This window comes from Gardnerella pickettii (assembly GCF_029226345.1).
GTDB classification, from domain to species: domain Bacteria; phylum Actinomycetota; class Actinomycetes; order Actinomycetales; family Bifidobacteriaceae; genus Bifidobacterium; species Bifidobacterium piotii.
Map to the genome: position 1 here is coordinate 1050715 of NZ_JAKNCU010000001.1, position 18337 is coordinate 1069051.

Here is an 18337-nt window from a genome sequence, read left to right on the forward strand (position 1 = left end):
CTAATATCTATTTTACCAGCAAACTAGCTTTGTACAAATACTACAATTGGTTTAGCTTCTATTTGATTTGTATTTTTTTCGTTATTCTCGATTTTTTCGTTATTCTCGTTATTCTCTTGTGACTTATAGAACGTAATACTTTCGCGCGTAGAAGCTTGCGACTTTTGTGCAACCTCTAGAACTGCAACAACGTCGTTTTTCTCATCTTTTGCGGCTTTTACGTATGCAATCGCGTTTTTTGCGCTAATCGTAGGAATTGTGATTTTTCTGCCAAATCGCAAGTCTTTAGCTTGATTTTCGCTTACTTCTACTGTTTGCATTGTTAATTTTGCAGATTCAAACATGCTTAGCAAGTGTTGATTAAGAGTGTTTTCTAAAGGCGATGAGGCTGGCAAAGCAGATGACGAATCGCCAGAAACCAGCGAATCGCATGAACCTTGCGAATAGTATAAATCGTCTAAAACAGCCTTCGCGCGAGTTTGAGTCACGCCATTTTTGTCTGTAAATGTGCGAATAACACTTTTAAGCTTAAGTACGCGACTATCTTCTATAGAAAAATCGCCAATACGCGTTCTTCTAAGGCTCACTAAGTGTCCTCCAACTCCAAGAACACGCCCCAAATCGCGTGCTAGAGCGCGAATATACGTGCCACTAGAGCAAGAAACACTTGCGCTCACATCAATAACTTTCGCTCCGCTTACGCCCACACTAAAATGCGCATCTAGTAGCGAAAAGTCATGAATAACAACTTCTCTAGGCTCTAAATGAACATCTTTACCTTCACGCGCTAAGTCGTAAGCACGAACGCCGTTTACTTTTATAGCAGAAAAAGATGTTGGAGTTTGCATAATCGAGCCAGTAAAATTCTTTGCTATTACAACGCGCAATTCTTTAAGAATTTCATCAATATTTGCAAAGTTTATAATGCCATTTTCATCATCCGCGCTTGAAACAACATCACCATCTGCGTCGTCCGTATTAGTTGACTCGCCAAGACGAATCACAGCTTCGTACGTTTTATTGTGACCGAGCAAATAGTTAAGTAAGCGCGTGGCGTTACCAAAGCCAAGAATCAGCAAGCCCGTTGCCATTGGGTCTAAAGTTCCAGCATGACCCACTCGTTTAGTGTGCAACAGGCCGCGCGCAAAAGATACAACATCGTGACTGGTAACGCCTTTTGGCTTATCTACTAGCAAAATGCCAGAAGATGGCATCTTGCTAGAAGATTGCATTTGAAAATTACTCATTGCCCTCTATAAAGTCGTCTTCAAAGTCGTCGTCATCAAGGTCATTATCAAGGTCGTCTTCAAATTCCTCATCTTCACGCGGCTTTTTATACGGATCGGCTTCTCCAGCGTATTGAGCTGTTTCTCGAGCTTTAGCCAGCTCCTCGTCACGCTTACGCGCAGCAACCAAAATGTCTTCAATCTCGTGAGCTTCGCTAGGAACTTCATCGTAAACAAATTGGATTTGAGGCGTTAATCGCAAGCCTGCTTTAGCTCCAACTAAAGTGCGCAAACGCCCCTTAGCCTGCTGCAAAGCCTGGTTTGCTCGCATTCGCTCACCCTGCTCTTTTCCAGCAGTGCCAAGCTGTGTCCAATACACTTTAGCGATTTGCAAATCGTTAGTCACTCTCACTTCTGTAATCGTTACGTTAGCAAGTCGCTTATCGTGCAAATGCGATTCCATATTGGACGCAATAACTCTGTGAATCAAAGCCGCAATTCGCGCGGCTCTAGGGTTTGTTCCAGCCATATTACTTGCGCTCAATCTGCTTCATTTCAAAGGTTTCGATTACGTCGCCAAGCTCAATGTCGTTAAAGCTGCCAAGGTTAATGCCTGCCTCGTAGCCTTCGCTAACGGATTGCACATCATCCTTAAACCTACGCAAAGTGGAGATTTCAAGATCGTTAACAGTAGCAACGCCGTTTCGCAAGATACGGCACTTGGTTCCGCGCTTAACCTCGCCATCTTGAACCATAACGCCAGCAATATTGCCAAACTTGGACGAGCGGAAGATTTCGCGAATCTCGGAATGAGATGTAACAACCTCTTCAAACTCTGGCTTAAGCATACCCTTCAAAGCAGCTTCAATATCTTCGATTGCCTTGTAAATAACAGAGTAGTACTTGACTTCCACGCCTTCGCGATCTGCCAAGTCTGCAACCTGGCGATTTGGACGCACGTTAAAGCCAATAATAACGGCCTTATCAACTGTTGCAAGGTTCACATCGTTTTGAGTAATTGCACCAACGCCGCGGTGAATAACCTGAATTCCAACTTCGTCGGAAACCTCAATCTTCATTAAGGAGTCTTCCAAAGCTTCAACAGAGCCAGAAGAATCACCCTTAATAACAATGTTGAGCATATCCACTTCGGACTTAGCAAACTGTTCCTTAAGGCTTTCAAGAGACACAACCTTACGACGCTTTGCAAGCTGAGCCGCGCGTTCTGTAGCCTGACGCTTTTCGGCAATTTGACGAGCAGAACGATCGTCGGAAGTAACCAAGAACAAGTCGCCTGCAGTTGGAACAGAAGTCAAGCCAAGCACCTGAACTGGCGTAGAAGGACCTGCCTCTTGCAAGTGATTGCCATTTTCGTCGAGCATTGCGCGAACGCGACCATAAGACGTGCCTGCAACAATCGAATCTCCGACTTTAAGCGTACCTTGCTGAACAAGAACAGTTGCAACCGCTCCGCGACCCTTATCCAAACGAGCTTCAACAGTTGCACCGCGAGCATCCATGTTTGGATTTGCCTTAGGATCAAGCTCCGCATCTGTAGTCAAAAGAACAGCCTCAAGAAGCTTATCTACGTTGGTTCCCTGCTTTGCAGAGATATTCACAAACATTGTGTCGCCGCCGTATTCTTCTGGCACAAGACCGTACTCTGTAAGCTGACCGCGCACCTTATCTGGGTTTGCTCCAGCAACATCAATCTTGTTTACTGCAACAACAATAGGCACGTGAGCAGCCTGCGCGTGGTTAATTGCTTCAACAGTTTGAGGCATAACGCCGTCGTCTGCTGCAACAACAAGAATTGCAACGTCTGTAAGCTCCGCACCACGAGCACGCATAGCTGTAAATGCTTCGTGGCCTGGAGTATCCAAGAACGTAATCTTGCGCTTGTCGCCGTCTAAAGTAACTGTAACCTGGTAAGCGCCGATTCGCTGCGTAATACCGCCAGCTTCTCGAGCTACAACATTCGACTTACGGATTGTATCGAGCAAGCGAGTTTTACCGTGATCAACGTGGCCCATAACAGTAACAACTGGAGGGCGAGTTACAAGATTATCGTCTTCTTGAAGCTCTTCTTCGTCTAAGTCAATATCGAACTGCTGAAGAAGCTCTTTATCTTCCTCTTCTGCAGAAACAAGGCTAATATTCCAGCCGATTTCTTCGCCGAGAATCTGGAATGTTGTTTCATCCAAAGACTGCGTAGCTGTAGCCATTTCTCCAAGATGGAACAAAACGGTTACCAAAGCTGCTGGATTTACATCAATCTTTTCTGCCAAATCAGAAAGCGTTGCTCCCTGACGAAGGCGAATCGTAGCGCCATTACCCGAAGGAATACGCACGCCACCAATAACTGGTGCTTTAAGCTCTTCGTATTCCCTGCGCTTTGCAAGACGATTCTTGCGAGCCTTAGAGGACTTTCCACCTTGGCGACCAAACGCGCCTGCGGCTCCTGCGCGTCCGCGACCACCCCTAGATGGGCCTGCGTTTGGAGCGCCTGCAGCCGCTGCTTGGAAGCTTGCAGCTTGATTTGCGTTAAAGCGCGACTCTGCCGATGGGCGCGATCCTGCTCCACCATTGCCGCCGCCTGAACGATGCGAACCTTGCCATTGGGAACGATTTGCTCCGTTGCCGCCGTTGCCATTGCCGCCGCCTTGACGGTTTCCGCCGCGACCACCACGTCCGCGACCACCGCCATTGCCGCCGTTGCCATTGCCAGATCCTGTCTTTGAGCCACGAGCGTTCTCTGCAGCTGCGCCTGGGCGCGACATTGGGTGTGGGCGTGGAATGTCTCCAGGTGTAGGCGCGCGCATACCCTGCTTTCGACTAAACGGATTGTTTCCTGGACGAGGAGCGGCTCCCGAGCCAGAGCCTTGGTGTGGTCTAGGGCGTGGAGGCATTTGCGCAGAACGCTCTTGCTTAGCAGATTTAGATTCTGCACCACTGCGCTTTTCTGCGTTGCGCTTTGAATCGCCAGACCTAGAAGCATTATTAGGCTTTGCGTTTCCAGCCGAAGGCTTAGGAGTTGCAGTGGTAGTAGCATGCGCGTTAGAAGTCTTAGATTCATGATTTTCATGCACTTTTTGCGCAGAATTCTGCTTTGCAAAAGACTTTTGTTCTGGCTTTTGATTAGCCTTCTTTTCTACATTTTGACCATGCGACTCTGGCTTGTTACTAGGCACAGAATCCGCAGATTTATTAGACGCATGATCAACATTCTTAGACGCAGAAGGCTTCGATTCGCTCTTTGCAGCAGAATCCGCAGGCACAAATTCCGTCTTTAGACGACGCACTACAGGAGCTTCAACGGTTGAAGATGCGGACTTTACGAATTCGCCCATGCTCTTCAAACGTTCCAATACGGTCTTACTATCTACGCCAAATTCTTTGGCCAGTTCGTATACGCGCTTTTTTACCACTCAGTGTTCTCCTCAGTCTGTGGCAGCGTAAAACGAACGCAGCCACTTTATATTGTTATAAGATTCTTACTCTTATGCTTTTTATTTAGATATCTCATAATGCGATATCTCATCGTGCAACCATGATTTCAACCATGATTTTGTACCTCGTTCCCTAGGCAAAAAGCTGTTAATAAGCCCAGATTGCAGCTTTCAGCTTACTCGAAACGTTGGATTCTCGGGAGTGTCGCAAGTTTGCTAAATGCTAGCAAAATCCTATTCCGCCGAATTAGAATCAGCGTTCATTGCTTCTTGCTTTTTAGCATGCTCTTCCGCAGACTCAATTCCAATCTTCCAACCAGTCAACTTTGCTGCAAGTCGCGCGTTCTGCCCCTCCTTGCCAATGGCAAGCGAAAGCTGAGAATCGTGAATAAAAGCAACAGCAGTCTGACTTTTCTCACTAACAACATGAACTTCAGTTACTACTGCTGGAGACAACGCAGCGGAAACAAACTGTGCTGGATCTTGCGACCAATCAACAATATCGATTTTTTCTTGACCAAGATTTTCCAATACAGCACGAACGCGCGAACCACCAGGACCAATCAAAGCACCCTTTGGATTGACGCCATCTGTGTTAGCGCGAACAGCAATCTTAGTGCGAGCGCCAGCTTCTCGAGCAATTGCCATAATCGAAACAGCTCCCGAAACAAGTTCTGGAACTTCTCGCTCAAAAAGTCTGCGAACAAGATCTGGGTGAGACCTAGAAACAACTATTTCTGGTCCGCGCAATCCGCGAGCAACGTTTACAACATAAACGCGAATACGCTCGCCGTGACGATACCTTTCGCCAGGAACTTGCTCTCTTCTAGGCAAAATGGCTTCAACATCTCCAACAGCAACGTGAATATTAGAAGGATCTTTAGAATCCTGTTGCACAATACCGTTAATAAGCTTTCCTTTTTGACCAGAAAAAGCTCCAAACACGCGGTCATCTTCCACTTTGCGGAAAAGCTGCGTAATAACTTGGCGAGCTGTTGCTGCAGCAAGACGTCCAAAATCTCTAGGCGTATCGTCATACTCTTCGCCCAAAGTAAATGCTGGGTGAGGATTATCTTCTGTAGGAACACCTGGAATCTCATCTCGTGCCCATACAGTAAAGCAACCAGCACGCTCATCTAGCTCAACTCGAGCATGCCTCGCTGGGTGGGAAGTCTTCATGTATGCAAGACGCAAAGCCTCGGCGAGTGCCTCGTCCAGCTCGTCGGCATTAATCCCCTGCTGAGCCGCAAGCTGATGCATTCCCGCCAAATCCAATTCCATCGTGCATGTCCTCCTGTGATTCATTTATAAATTTTCACTTATAAAATTAACTTATTCTTCTTTTATACGTTTTACGCATAACAAAACGCTAAAATCTAATTTTAACAAGTATGTAAAGCGCAAAATTTTATGACTATGATTAAAAATGTTAAGCATAAAATGTTAGACACAAAGCAAGCCAACATTGGTCACAGTCACGGACTATTTTAGTAGATTATGCAGACACGTTTTGTTTTGTTCTAAAGCCTTGCAAGGCGTGCAAAATATTATCAAACGCGTAGCAAAAGGTGTTCCAATGCACAAAAAAAAGTTTGTTCTAGTATTTGCATCGCTTATTGCTGTATTAATGGCTTCTAGCGCTTGCTCGGGATCAGGGCAATTTAATAACGTTAACAACACTGCGGTTCGTTCATCTAAAAGCAATAATGAGTGCTACCAAGTTCTACAAAGTGCAAAGCACAATCAAAAAATCGTAGATAAACAAGAAGCAAACGTAACTAGAAACAACTTGCAAAATGCTGCGAATTCTTGGAAAAACGTTGCAATACAATGCAACGCACGATTTGCTCAAGGCGTTGTTTTTAGCGCGCAAAACACCTGGAGATTGGCCAACTTAAGTCAAGGCAACGAAAGCGGAGCAGCGAACGCCTCTAAAATCGCAAATCAAATGGAATTAAACGTTTACAAAAAATTGTATGACTTTGCGAATAACACAAGTAACTTGTATTGGAATCACGATCCACTTGCAAAAGCGGCATTAGAACAAGACAAACTAGCTTTTATGTTACAAACTTTAGCTGCAAAAGATGTTGATAATGTTTCCTTAAGACAAAGCGATATTACAGCTACGATTGCTAACACACTTATGCACTTTGCTTCAAGCGGAAGTGACTTGCGACAAAAAGTATACGAAATACCGCAAAAGAATCTGGATTCTGGCGTTGCAAAAGACGCAGCGAGTGAAAAAGAGTTGCCGATAGTTGCAATAGCGTATATGGATTGTGCGCGAGGAGAACTAGATGCGCTAAATCAAGCTATTTTCCCTACAAACAAAGACGGTAGCGTAAATCATAGCGCACTTTCTAGCAACACAAATCAAGAGTTTATTGAGATTCTTGCAAACATTGCTATTTCGCATATTATGAGCGCGTATGCTTATGGATATCCTAGCGATTCTTCCATGATTTTTGAGCAATAGCCCACTGCGATTTATGTAATGCGCTAAAACCTGCCTTGCACTTAGAGTGTAGTGTGATTGTACCGAATTTCGGCATTTTTTGATACAGACGCACTACAGTTCTGCGTGTTTTTGTAGTGCGATTGTATGACGACACGTCGTGTTTTAGGTACAATCGCACTACAGGACTACGTAAATGCAGTGATTAAAAATACGCAGAAGTTCTAGCTATTCAGAAGGTTTGATGTATTTCTCTACGAGCAATAAAAGAGGAGCATAGCGACGGGATTTGCGAGGAGAGAAATACTCAAACCTCGCGCAACATTAAGTATGAAATCACTCGCGTAAGTAAAAAGGGTTTCTAGCGATTTGCTAGAAACCCTGCTTGCGGATGAAGCGAGATTTGAACTCGCGGAGGGTGTAGCCCTCACACGCTTTCGAGGCGTGCTCCTTAGACCGCTCGGACATTCATCCTTTGCGCAAATCGCAAATACGCAAAACGCAAATGCAAAAAGAAACGCAACTTTTCAATTGTAAAACAACCCTAGAATATATAAGACGCATGGCGCGTTGACACTCACCCAAGCTCCTCGATCGTGCGCTTAGCACGAATCGCGTTTGCTCGCGCACCAAGCTCCTCGTCTTTAGGGTATTCAACATATTCCAAAGTCAAGCCATTTGCTGCAATCGGACCAGTAGATCCTTCTCGAATAGGATTTTCAATCTTATTTTTGAACCAATCAACAGAACGCTTTGCACGCCCAACTTGCACGCACGCTCCAACAAGCGAACGAACCATGTTATGCGCAAACGCATCTGCAACAATAGTAAACTCAATCAAACCGTTCTCAATGCAAGGAATTTTTCCAGTTGATTTAGATAAACAGCTCCCCACGCAAACGCGATTCCAAACAGCCTTTTTAACGCAGCGAATCGTAGTTCCACCAGGATTTGGCCGCGCAAAAGAGCCAAAATCGTGCAAACCAACAATCAAAGACGCCGCCTGATTCATGGCATCAACGTTTAAGTCGTAGTCAAGCTGCAACACAAAGCCACGCATGCGCGGATCCAAATTCGCGCGATTTGCCGCATCGCTAATCCTATACACGTATGTGCGATCCAACGCAGAAAAACGCGCATCAAAACCGCTTGGCGCAACGCTTACGCTATGAATCGAAATATCTTTAGGCAAAACGCCACAAAGCCTATATTCCAATGCTTTTACAGGCGTAAGATTTGTGTGACCGACGCAATTTTGCAAAACGGATTCCGAAACGTCTAAATGGCAAACTTGGTAAGATGCGTGAACGCCCGTATCTGTGCGGCCAGCAACGCTAAGGCGCAAAGGTTCGCTAGCATCGTCTTTATTCACGCGCAAAACCTTGTGCAATGCGTCTTCTAAAACACCTTGAACAGTGCGCAAAGTAGGCTGCTTTGCCCAACCATAAAAATCGCCGCCATCATACGCTAAATCCAAACGAAGACGCATTCAAAACCTTTCCAAACAGACTTACAAACAGACTTACAAACAGACTTCCACTAGTTTTTCTTATCTGAACCGCCAGCGAGCGCAAAAGCACTCATAACGCTACGAATCAACTCATATGTCTTTGAATCCATATGCATTGCAATCTTCAATAATGTAGGAACAACCTCCGACCAATGCGAAGACATCTCGTCGAAAGTCGAGTACCCTAAACTACTAAAAATGCTGTAAACACTATCAATTCTGCGTTTTCTCTCTTCAAATGGCAAATTCATCATCCACTCGTTTGCAGCTTTAGAAACAGCCAGAGCGCGCGGAGTTACACAATCGCAGTAGTCAAAATCACCATCTTTAACTTGCCAATACATGCCAAAATGTTGCATTAATCCAATCGAATCAGCAGCTGTAACCTTATACGGCACTCCCGTATCCATAATCAATCCAATAAAAGCAGATTGCGGAACAACTTTTTCGATTCTGGAAACAACGCGAGAAAAAACCTTTGGATCAACAACATCCGAGCCAAAACTAGGACCGTCCATTGAATAGATTTTATTAATATGATTTCCAAGGCTTCGATCTTTCGCGTCTAATCGCATTGCCGCGTATGCAGCCATATTCCCGCCTTTTGAATGGCCCACAACAAATATTGTAGGATTATCACTTAAATCGCAATCATTGCTATTTTCTAGATTGCTCTTATCTAAATCACTATTCTTAAAATCACTCTTCTTATTAAACAAATTCGCAAAATAATCACCAACACTGCTAAAAATCCCACGAATACCGCCACTTTTGCAAGAATCTTTACACGCGCGCCTAGATATAGAGAGCAAATACTCCGCTGCCGACTCCTGTGCTGGCACTGGGCAGCGAAACGCCATGTTAAAGTCTTCCTTCCAGCCAACAAGAGTATTGTCTGTTCCCCTAAAAGCTACAACAAAGCAGCTAGACCCAATGCAATCTGTTAAATCAAAAGTAACAGCCGCAAATTGCTGTTCGCAAGAGTCATCAATATTCGACTCGTCAAAACGTTCAAGAACCTCACCAACACGCATGCCCCTATAACGCGGGCTAGACTCAACAGCCAAAAGTAGATTCTTGCGAAACTCATCTACCTTAGTAGAACCAGAGCTAAACATTGAAGAAAACTCCTCACCGCGAAGCAATTCGCTTAAAGGAACGGTTGCTAGTGAGTTAGAATCGTCATTATACTTTGGAATCGATTCAGGCATGCAAATATACGCCAACTCGCATAAAATAAGCGAATCTACGGCGTTGAATTTTCGCTCTTCAAAGTTAGTAAAATCGTTATTCAGTAAATCGAGAATATTTGACATAGTTCAATAATAATTGATACCAGATATAGAAAAGATATGTCAGATATAGAAAAACGGGCTGGAGATATCTCCAACCCGTTTAATAAACCTTTATACTTGCGATTAATCGCAAAAGATTTACTTACCGATGCATCAAGATGCTAATCTCAACTACTCAGCTGCTTCTTCTTTAGCGGCAACCTTAGTAGCAGACTCAGCTTCCTTAACAACAGCCTTCTTTGGGCTTACTGGCTCAACAACAAGCTCGATAATAGCCTGTGGAGCAGTATCACCACGACGAGGGGCCATCTTAACGATGCGAGTATAGCCACCTTCACGCTGCTTCATCTGCTCAGCAATCTGAGTGAAAAGCATGTGAACAACGGACTTATTGCGAATTACGCGCAACACGCGGCGGCGCGAATGCAAATCGCCACGCTTAGCGAATGTTACCAAACGCTCAGCAAGTGGACGAAGACGCTTTGCCTTTGGCAAAGTAGTCACAATACGACCGTGCTGGAAGAGGCTGGTAGCCATATTGGCCAGCATCAGGCGCTCATGCGCTGGGCTAGAAGCCAGACGAGGCCCTTGTTTCGGTGTAGGCATTATTACTCCTTATTGCCGCGGAATTCAGGTGGGCAAAAACCCGAACATCCAAAAACCGCGACGATTTGCGGTGGTTGTTTACTCGTCTTCTGGCGAGAAGAATGTGCCACCTTCGAGATTATTGGCGTCAAAGCCAAGCGGTGAAGGCTTAAGAGACAATCCCATGGATTGCAACTTTTCTTTAACCTCATCGATGGATTTCATGCCGAAATTACGAATATCGAGCAAATCCTGCTCAGTGTGAACTACCAGCTCACCAACTGTGTGGATTCCTTCACGCTTCAAGCAGTTGTAGCTGCGCTGCGTTAGGTTCAAATCCTCAATTGGAGTGGCCATTTGGGAATCAGCTTCCGCCATGACTGGAGCTGGACCAACTTCAACACCTTCAGCATCGACGTTAAGCTCACGGCAAAGACCGAAAAGCTCAACCAAAGTCGAACCTGCGGACGCAACTGCGTCTCGTGGTGTAATAGCTGGCTTAGTTTCCACATCCAGGATAAGCTTATCGAAGTCCGTGCGCTGTTCCACGCGGGTAGCTTCGACCTTATAGCTCACCTTCAAAACTGGCGAGTAGATCGAATCCACTGGAATGCGACCGATTTCGCTGTTTTCCTGCTTATTCATTTGAGCAGGCACGTAGCCACGACCACGCTCCACAGTGAACTCAATTTCGAGCTCGCCATCTTCAGCAAGTGTAGCGATATGCATCTGTGGGTTGGCAATAGTGACGCCAGCAGGAGGAGTAATATCTCCAGCTGTTGCCTCACCCTTGCCGCTCTTGCGTAGATACATCACTACTGGCTCGTCATACTCACTTGTAAGTACGATGCCCTTGATGTTCAGCAGGATTTCAGTGACATCCTCTTCAACACCTGGCAGAGTCGTGAACTCATGTAAAGCACCAGAGATGCGTACCGAAGTAACGGCCGCACCTGGAATGGAGCTCAACAAGGTACGACGCAGCGAATTGCCGAGCGTGTATCCGAAACCTGGTTCCAACGGCTCAATAGTAAAGCGAGAACGCTGGGGATTCAGTGATTCCTCGGTAAGTGTTGGACGCTGTGCGATAAGCACTTTTGTATCCTTTCAGCTTCTGGTCGGTGGTGCACTCGCCGCCCATAAGCGGGTTGGATGGATGGATTCGTAAGAGTGCTCAGACGCGGCGACGCTTTGGTGGGCGAACGCCGTTATGCGCTTGTGGGGTGACGTCGGTAATAGAACCGACCTCAAGACCCGCGGACTGAAGGGAACGGATAGCGGTTTCGCGACCGGAACCTGGACCCTTAACAAACACGTCGACCTTTTTAAGGCCATGTTCCATTGCCTTACGAGCAGCAGACTCAGCGGCCATACCTGCAGCGTAAGGAGTCGACTTACGGGAACCCTTAAAGCCGACATCGCCACCAGAAGCCCAAGAGAGGACTGCACCCGATGGATCGGTGATGGAAATAATCGTGTTATTGAATGTTGATTTAATATGCGCCTGCCCAACCGGTACCGACTTGCGGTCCCGGCGACGCGGCTTGCGCGAGGCTTGCTTTGCAGCTGCCATTGACCCTCGTTTCCTATGACGAATTAGTTGGTATGTCTAGGCGATGAGAATTAACTCGTGGCCTAGAGCCGACCACCGACTATCGGGTGGCCTTCTTCTTCCCGGCGACAGTACGCTTTGGACCCTTACGAGTACGAGCATTAGTCTTAGTACGCTGACCACGCACAGGAAGACCCTTGCGATGACGCTGGCCTTGATAGCAGTTGATCTGAATCTTACGACGGATGTCAGCGTCGATTTCACGACGCAAATCGCCTTCAATCTTATAGTTGGCCTCAAGATAATCACGCAAAGTGATTAACTGTTCATCCGTAAGATCCTTGACGCGGGTATCCGGATTAACACCGGTCGCGGCAAGCGTTTCCTTAGCGCGAGTGCGGCCTACACCAAAAATATAGGTGAGGGCAATCTCAATGCGCTTCTCATTGGGAATATCTACTCCGGCAAGACGTGCCATTGTAATTCCTTTACTATTACGCAGGTCGTGCACCAAGTCTCCCGCAATAATATCGATTATTTGCGGCCTGGGCCTGCGCACCCAGGGTTCAGCTTAAGCTGCGACTTAGCGCCTTATTCCTTTATATTCGCGGTGGAGATCCACTCAGCCCTGACGCTGCTTATGACGTGGGTTGATGCAAATCACCATGACGCGACCGTGACGGCGGATCACGCGGCAGTTTTCGCAGATCCTCTTCACGCTAGGGCTGACCTTCATGGTTTTCCTTTGCTTGTACCTTTACTTATAACGGTACGTAATACGTCCGCGGTTCAAATCGTAAGGACTCATCTCCAGCACAACACGATCTTGCGGAAGAATGCGAATGTAATTCTTACGCATTTTTCCCGAAATCGTAGCCAGTACAATGTGCTCGTTCTCAAGCTGAACGCGAAACATCGCGTTAGGTAGTGCTTCTACTACCGTGCCTTCGACTTCAATCACACCGTCTTTTGCCATGAGCCTCGTTCCGTTCCTTGGATATACTACTTTGCGCATCCGAAGACACGCCAATCTTCTATGATACAGTAAATGCGCCCAATACAACACTCGGCGTGTCGCAAGGGCGCATTACAAATATGAGAAAATCTAAATCTTAAATAAATCTCATACCAAGGATTCAACTATGCGATTGTTGATTTCGGCAATATCTCCAACGCCATCAACTTCAACAAGCTGACCGCGGCTTTCATAAATATCCAGCAAAGGAGCTGTTTCCTTCTCGTAAGTTTCCAAACGCTTAGCAATAACTTCTGGAGTATCGTCGGAACGACCCTGCTCTACAGCACGCTTTTGCATGCGCTCAAGCAAAACCTCACGCTCCGCCTCTAAAGCAACAACATGATCTAGTGGAGTACCAAGCTCTTCCAACATGCGATCAAGAGCCTGAACTTGAGAAGCGTTGCGAGGATAGCCATCTAGAATCCAGCCATTCTTTGCATCATCTTGAGCAAGACGATCTTTAACAATGCTATTTGTCAATTCATCTGGAACAAGCTCTCCCTTATCGAGATAACCTTGAACCTTCTTGCCAAGTTCCGTTTTATTCTTTAAGTTATAACGGAAAATGTCGCCAGTAGAAATAGCAGGAATATTGTAATGCTCTGCAAGCAAAGCGGCTTGAGTGCCTTTACCTACTCCTTGCGGACCCATAATTAACAATCGCATATTAATCTCCTAGTTTTATGCCAATGCAAATCCAATACAAATATTAAACAAAACCTATCTGAAATACTACTTAGCAACCTGCTTATTATTGCTGTGATCAAACAGGAATCCAGCATACTGGAATTGCTCAGTTTGAGCCTTAGCTTGACGCAAAGTATCCAAGCCAACACCAGCAATAATCAGAATTGTTGTACCACCAAATGGAAGCTTCATATTAAGATGCAAAGACATAATCAAAACCGTTGGAATCAAAGCCACAAACAGCAAGTAAATAGCACCAACTGTGTTAAGCCTATTCATAACGTAGCTAAGATAACGGCTTGTAGCGCTACCAGCGCGAATACCAGGAATAAATCCGCCGTATTCCTTCATGTTGTCTGCAGTCTCATCTGGATTAAAAGTAATCTCGGTGTAGAAGAAGCAGAAGAACACGATCATAACGGTGTACAACGCTATGTACCAAACAGAAGTAGAGTTTGCTAAATTGGCATTAATCCAACGCACCCAATCCTTACGACTATCTCCAAATTGAGCAAGAAGTGTTGGAATAGCAAGAATCGAAGACGCAAAGATTGGTGGAATAACGCCACTCATATTCACCTTAAGAGGCAAGTATGTGGAAGAGCCGCCGTACATTTTGCGGCCAATCATTCGACGCGTGTACTGAACAGGGATTCTACGCTGAGCAAGCTCCACAAAGTCAACGAAAATAAGAATCACAAGGAAAACGCCAGCAACAATGGAGAACTTAGTCCAATCTCCATTAAGGCCATTCGTACCCCAACCGATTTCCCACAACTTTGGAAGGAATCCAGAGCAAATAGACATAAAGATTAATACAGACATACCCTGGCCAATACCCTTATCTGTAATAAGCTCTGCCATCCACATTATGAGGCCAGTGCCACCAGTCATGATTAAGACCATTACAATAAGGCTCCACATAGAACCGTCTGGAATAACCTGGCCGCATTGATAGTTAAATAGCGCGCCAGAACGAGCCGTAACCAAAATGGTAGTTGATTGCAAAACAGCCAAACCGATGGTTAAGTAACGGGTGTACTGAGTAAGTTTCGTTTCTCCAGACTGACCTTCTTTGTGAAGAGCCTCAAAGCGTGGAATCACAACTCTAAGCAACTGAATAACAATGGACGCCGTAATGTATGGCATAACGCCTAATGCAAAAATCGAAAGCTGCAAAAGAGAACCGCCAGAGAACAGATTCACCAACCCAATAAAGTTCTCGCTAGAAGAAGCCAGCTTAGCGGTGCAAGCTCGAATAACTTTGTAGTCAACTCCAGGAATCGGAATAAATGAGCCGATTCGGTAGATAATAATCATTGCGAAGACGAAGAGGATCTTATTCCTCAACTCCTTCGTCTTGAAGGCCTGGATTAACGTTTTCACCTGGGTCTTCCTCCCTTTTTTGCGCTACGATCTAGGCGCACCAGTAAAAAAACAAACTCTGAGGCAATAGTTTATATCACGGTACATACTGAAACAATAATTGAGTGAGTTTTGCAATAAAATAATCCCCCCAGTGCAAACTAGGGGGATTATTAAACAGTTAAATCACTGCGTTAATTAGCATTACTAGCTTAAGTATTACTACTTATTACTACTCTTCGCTAACAGAGCCACCAGCAGCTTCGATCTTGGCTTTAGCGGATGCAGAAGCCTTAACTCCCTTAAGAGTCAAAGCAACCTTAAGATCGCCATCGCCCAAAACCTTAACTGGGTAACCATCACGCACAGCGCCCTTAACTACCAAATCAGCAACAGTGACTTCGCCACCCTTTGGGAAGAGTTCTGCAAGGGCTGCAACATTAACAACCTGGAACTCCTTCTTGAATGGGCTCTTAAAGCCACGAAGCTTAGGCAAGCGCATGTAAAGTGGAAGCTGGCCGCCTTCAAAGCCTGGACGAACTTGGTAACGCTTCTTTGTACCTTTGTCTCCACGACCCGAAGTCTTACCCTTAGAGCCTTCACCACGACCCACGCGGATGCGATCCTTCTTAGCTCCTGGAGCTGGACGCAACGTGTGCATGTGCAACATTGGTTCTTCATTAGCCATAATCAGTCAACCTCCTCAACGCTCAGCAAGTGGCGAACGGCCATAACCAAGCCACGATTGACTGAATTGTCCTCGCGAACAACGCTTTGACCAATCTTGTGAAGGCCAAGAGTCTTAACGTTAGCGCGCTGACGCTCGGTGGAATGAACCAAACCGTGCACCAGAGTGATCTTTAAGTTAGCCATCACTCACCATCCTTTGCCTGGGCAGCCTTAGCAGCCTGAGCTTCTTCACGAGCCTTGCGTGCTTCGGCAATGCCAGCAGCGCGCTCACGAAGCAATGCGTCTGGTGCAACTTCCTCGAGGGAAAGTCCACGACGAGCGCAAATTTCTTCTGGCTCTTCAAGCTTCTTCAAAGCATCCACAGTAGCGCGAACCACGTTAACAGCGGTTGCGGAGCCCATGGACTTGGTGAGGATATCGGTAATGCCAGCGCACTCCATAACAGCACGCACAGCGCCACCAGCGATTACACCAGTACCTGGAGCAGCTGGACGAAGCAAAACTGTACCAGCAGCATCGTGACCCAACACAGGGTGAGTCACGGTACCACGAATGCGTGGAACAGTAAACATATGCTTCTTAGCGTCAAGCTGACCCTTAGCGATAGCTGCTGGAACTTCGCGAGACTTACCGTAACCAACACCAACAGTGCCCTTACCGTCGCCAACAACAACAAGTGCTGCAAAGCTAAAGGTACGGCCACCCTTGTGGGTCTTGGAAACACGGTTAATAGTAACTACGCGATCCAAAAGCTCTTCGCCGCGGTTTTCTTCACGACGGCTACGACGTTCGCTACGCTTACCTTCGCCCTTAGAACGACGGGAACGACGATCGTCGGTACGCTCCTCAGCGGATGCCTGAGTGTTCTGAGTTTCTTCAGCCACTTGGGTTTCCTTTTCGTTATCGCTCACAGTGCTAGACCTCCCTGACGGGCGCCTTCAGCTACGGCTGCGACGCGACCATGATACTTATTACCGCCACGATCGAAGACAACAGCGGTGATTCCCGCTTCCTTCGCCTTGGCTGCGATTAACTCGCCAACCTTGGTAGCAGCTTCAGTCTTCGTACCAGTAAAACCAGCGAAGTCAGAAGTCAAGGTGGAAGCGCTTACAAGGGTAAGACCCTTAGTGTCATCCACAATCTGAGCAACCATGTGACGGTTAGAACGAGAAACTACCAAACGTGGGCGCTCTGGAGTGCCAGAAATGCGCTTACGAAGGCGGGCGTGACGACGCAAACGTGCGACTTTGGTACCCTTACCGAAAATCTTAACGCTCATATCACTTACCAGCCTTTCCAGCCTTGCGCAAAATACGCTCATCGCTGTACTTAATGCCCTTGCCCTTATAAGGTTCTGGAGCACGAAGCTTGCGAATATTCGCGGCAGCCTGACCAACGGCCTGCTTGTCAGTACCCTTGACGATTACTTGATTTGCGTTTGGCAATTCAAACTCAATGCCCTCAGGTGGCTGAACGGTAATAGTGTGCGAATAGCCGAGCGAGAACTCAATGCCCTTGCCCTTCATTACAGCACGATAACCAGTTCCAACAATGTCTAGAGTCTTGGCGTAACCTTCGTGCACACCCTTAACCATAGACGCCACGATTGCGCGAGCCAAGCCGTGCTTTGCACGAGTTGGACGCAAATCGTCAACTGGGGTCAAAACGATCTTGCCATCAGCAACTTCAGCGGTAATACCTTCTGGAATTACATAGGAATCAGAACCCTTAGCACCCTTAGCGCTAAAGGACTGACCTTCAATCTTAACTTCCACGCCTGCAGGAATGTCGACGGGGAGCTTACCAATATGCGATGCCATTTTCAGCTCTCCTTTCTCACCATACGTAGGCGACGATTTCGCCGCCAATGCCTCGATCGAGGCATTCCTTCTGAGTCAACAATCCCGAGCTGGTCGAGATAATAGCGATACCGAGACCGCCAAGAGGCATAGGCAAAGAATCAGACTTTGCGTAACGACGCAAGCCTGGCTTAGAGATGCGCTTAATGCCCTGGATGGAACGCTGACCATTGGAGCCGTACTTTAATGTGACTTCCAAAGTCTGTCCAACCTTAGCTTCTTTAGCAGCAAAGTCTTTAATGTAGCCTTCGCGCTTAAGAATCTCGGCGATATTCGCCTTGAATTTGGAGTACGGCATTTCCACGATATCGTGCTTTGCCGCGCTCGCATTACGCAGACGTGTCAACATGTCTGCGATAGGATCTGTCATTGTCATGTTGGGCTAACGCCCTTTCTCGCCGTGGTTTCCACCGCCTGTTTGTTATTTATAAAGCAGTGGACCTTCAGCGTCGATATTTACCAACTGGACTTCGTAACACCCGGCAACTCACCGCGATGTGCCTTTTCACGAAGGCATACACGGCACAGACCGAACTTGCGATACACGGAGTGAGGACGACCACAAACCTGGCAACGCGTATAAGCGCGCACCTTGAACTTCGGCTTAGCGGCCGCCTTGTTTTTCAGAGCGGTTTTTGCCATA

The 18337-nt window shown here is 46.6% G+C and carries 22 protein-coding genes and 1 tRNA gene; 1 reads left to right on the forward strand and 22 read right to left on the reverse strand.

Translation table 11 applies throughout. From position 1 onward, the window contains the following. Nucleotides 1-23: 23 nt before the first annotated feature. The 4 genes from truB to nusA form a co-directional block, all read right to left on the reverse strand. Nucleotides 24-1247 carry a tRNA pseudouridine(55) synthase TruB gene (truB, locus tag MAF46_RS04110; protein WP_016805647.1) on the reverse strand — a complete coding sequence of 408 codons (1224 nt, stop codon included), beginning with the start codon at nt 1245-1247 and terminating at the stop codon, nt 24-26. Continuing rightward, a complete protein-coding gene (gene rbfA, locus MAF46_RS04115; protein WP_060785865.1) occupies nt 1240-1755 on the reverse strand; it encodes a 30S ribosome-binding factor RbfA in 516 nt (171 codons plus the stop codon). The genes truB and rbfA overlap by 8 nt, the downstream gene beginning before the upstream one ends. Before the next feature lies 1 nt (nt 1756). Beyond that, nucleotides 1757-4654 (reverse strand): translation initiation factor IF-2, encoded by a 2898-nt coding sequence (gene infB, locus MAF46_RS04120; RefSeq protein WP_060785864.1) that lies wholly within the window; start codon nt 4652-4654, stop codon nt 1757-1759. A gap of 255 nt (nt 4655-4909) precedes the next feature. Beyond that, nucleotides 4910-5956: a transcription termination factor NusA gene (gene nusA, locus MAF46_RS04125; protein WP_004131711.1), complete on the reverse strand. Its 1047-nt coding sequence runs from the start codon at nt 5954-5956 to the stop codon at nt 4910-4912. A gap of 256 nt (nt 5957-6212) precedes the next feature. Between nusA and MAF46_RS04130 the strand changes: the two genes are divergently transcribed. Continuing rightward, on the forward strand, nt 6213-7154 hold the full coding sequence (locus MAF46_RS04130; protein ID WP_060785899.1) for a hypothetical protein: 942 nt from the start codon (nt 6213-6215) through the stop codon (nt 7152-7154). Nucleotides 7155-7521: 367 nt separating this feature from the next. Here MAF46_RS04130 and MAF46_RS04135 read toward each other — a convergent pair. The 18 genes from MAF46_RS04135 to MAF46_RS04220 form a co-directional block, all read right to left on the reverse strand. After that, nucleotides 7522-7607: transfer RNA gene (locus MAF46_RS04135), tRNA-Ser, on the reverse strand. A gap of 103 nt (nt 7608-7710) precedes the next feature. Next, nucleotides 7711-8622: a tRNA pseudouridine(38-40) synthase TruA gene (gene truA, locus MAF46_RS04140; RefSeq protein WP_060785863.1), complete on the reverse strand. Its 912-nt coding sequence runs from the start codon at nt 8620-8622 to the stop codon at nt 7711-7713. A gap of 50 nt (nt 8623-8672) precedes the next feature. Continuing rightward, nucleotides 8673-9959, reverse strand: a complete 1287-nt coding sequence (locus tag MAF46_RS04145) for an Mbeg1-like protein (protein WP_060785862.1) — start codon at nt 9957-9959, stop codon at nt 8673-8675. 150 nt (nt 9960-10109) lie between these two features. Further along, nucleotides 10110-10544 (reverse strand): 50S ribosomal protein L17, encoded by a 435-nt coding sequence (rplQ, locus tag MAF46_RS04150; protein ID WP_004131707.1) that lies wholly within the window; start codon nt 10542-10544, stop codon nt 10110-10112. Between the two features lie 78 nt (nt 10545-10622). Then, nucleotides 10623-11618, reverse strand: coding sequence for a DNA-directed RNA polymerase subunit alpha (locus MAF46_RS04155; protein ID WP_004131706.1), 996 nt, complete (start codon nt 11616-11618; stop codon nt 10623-10625). A 79-nt stretch (nt 11619-11697) separates the two neighbouring features. Beyond that, the gene (rpsK, locus tag MAF46_RS04160; protein WP_004105468.1) at nt 11698-12096 is read right to left on the reverse strand and encodes a 30S ribosomal protein S11; all 399 of its coding nucleotides are present in this window, start codon (nt 12094-12096) and stop codon (nt 11698-11700) included. A 79-nt stretch (nt 12097-12175) separates the two neighbouring features. Continuing rightward, complete coding sequence (gene rpsM, locus MAF46_RS04165) at nt 12176-12553, reverse strand: 30S ribosomal protein S13 (RefSeq protein ID WP_004105472.1); 378 nt, start codon at nt 12551-12553, stop codon at nt 12176-12178. Nucleotides 12554-12697: 144 nt separating this feature from the next. Beyond that, nucleotides 12698-12811, reverse strand: coding sequence for a 50S ribosomal protein L36 (gene rpmJ / locus MAF46_RS04170; RefSeq protein ID WP_003842636.1), 114 nt, complete (start codon nt 12809-12811; stop codon nt 12698-12700). A gap of 21 nt (nt 12812-12832) precedes the next feature. Continuing rightward, on the reverse strand, nt 12833-13051 hold the full coding sequence (gene infA / locus MAF46_RS04175) for a translation initiation factor IF-1 (RefSeq protein ID WP_004105485.1): 219 nt from the start codon (nt 13049-13051) through the stop codon (nt 12833-12835). 147 nt (nt 13052-13198) lie between these two features. Beyond that, a complete protein-coding gene (locus MAF46_RS04180) occupies nt 13199-13759 on the reverse strand; it encodes an adenylate kinase (RefSeq protein WP_004131705.1) in 561 nt (186 codons plus the stop codon). Nucleotides 13760-13825: 66 nt separating this feature from the next. Continuing rightward, on the reverse strand, nt 13826-15166 hold the full coding sequence (gene secY, locus MAF46_RS04185) for a preprotein translocase subunit SecY (protein WP_004131704.1): 1341 nt from the start codon (nt 15164-15166) through the stop codon (nt 13826-13828). 211 nt (nt 15167-15377) lie between these two features. After that, nucleotides 15378-15833 carry a 50S ribosomal protein L15 gene (gene rplO / locus MAF46_RS04190; protein WP_004131703.1) on the reverse strand — a complete coding sequence of 152 codons (456 nt, stop codon included), beginning with the start codon at nt 15831-15833 and terminating at the stop codon, nt 15378-15380. 2 nt (nt 15834-15835) lie between these two features. Further along, the gene (gene rpmD, locus MAF46_RS04195; RefSeq protein WP_004131702.1) at nt 15836-16018 is read right to left on the reverse strand and encodes a 50S ribosomal protein L30; all 183 of its coding nucleotides are present in this window, start codon (nt 16016-16018) and stop codon (nt 15836-15838) included. Then, entirely contained in the window at nt 16018-16746 is a 729-nt protein-coding gene (gene rpsE / locus MAF46_RS04200) for a 30S ribosomal protein S5 (protein WP_004131701.1), read from the reverse strand. The genes rpmD and rpsE overlap by 1 nt, the downstream gene beginning before the upstream one ends. Further along, a complete protein-coding gene (gene rplR, locus MAF46_RS04205) occupies nt 16743-17114 on the reverse strand; it encodes a 50S ribosomal protein L18 (protein ID WP_032819224.1) in 372 nt (123 codons plus the stop codon). The genes rpsE and rplR overlap by 4 nt, the downstream gene beginning before the upstream one ends. A gap of 1 nt (nt 17115) precedes the next feature. Then, entirely contained in the window at nt 17116-17655 is a 540-nt protein-coding gene (gene rplF / locus MAF46_RS04210) for a 50S ribosomal protein L6 (RefSeq protein ID WP_004133436.1), read from the reverse strand. Between the two features lie 16 nt (nt 17656-17671). Continuing rightward, nucleotides 17672-18070 carry a 30S ribosomal protein S8 gene (rpsH, locus tag MAF46_RS04215; protein ID WP_004131699.1) on the reverse strand — a complete coding sequence of 133 codons (399 nt, stop codon included), beginning with the start codon at nt 18068-18070 and terminating at the stop codon, nt 17672-17674. An 80-nt stretch (nt 18071-18150) separates the two neighbouring features. Continuing rightward, nucleotides 18151-18336 carry a type Z 30S ribosomal protein S14 gene (locus MAF46_RS04220; protein ID WP_004114370.1) on the reverse strand — a complete coding sequence of 62 codons (186 nt, stop codon included), beginning with the start codon at nt 18334-18336 and terminating at the stop codon, nt 18151-18153. Nucleotide 18337: the final 1 nt, after the last annotated feature.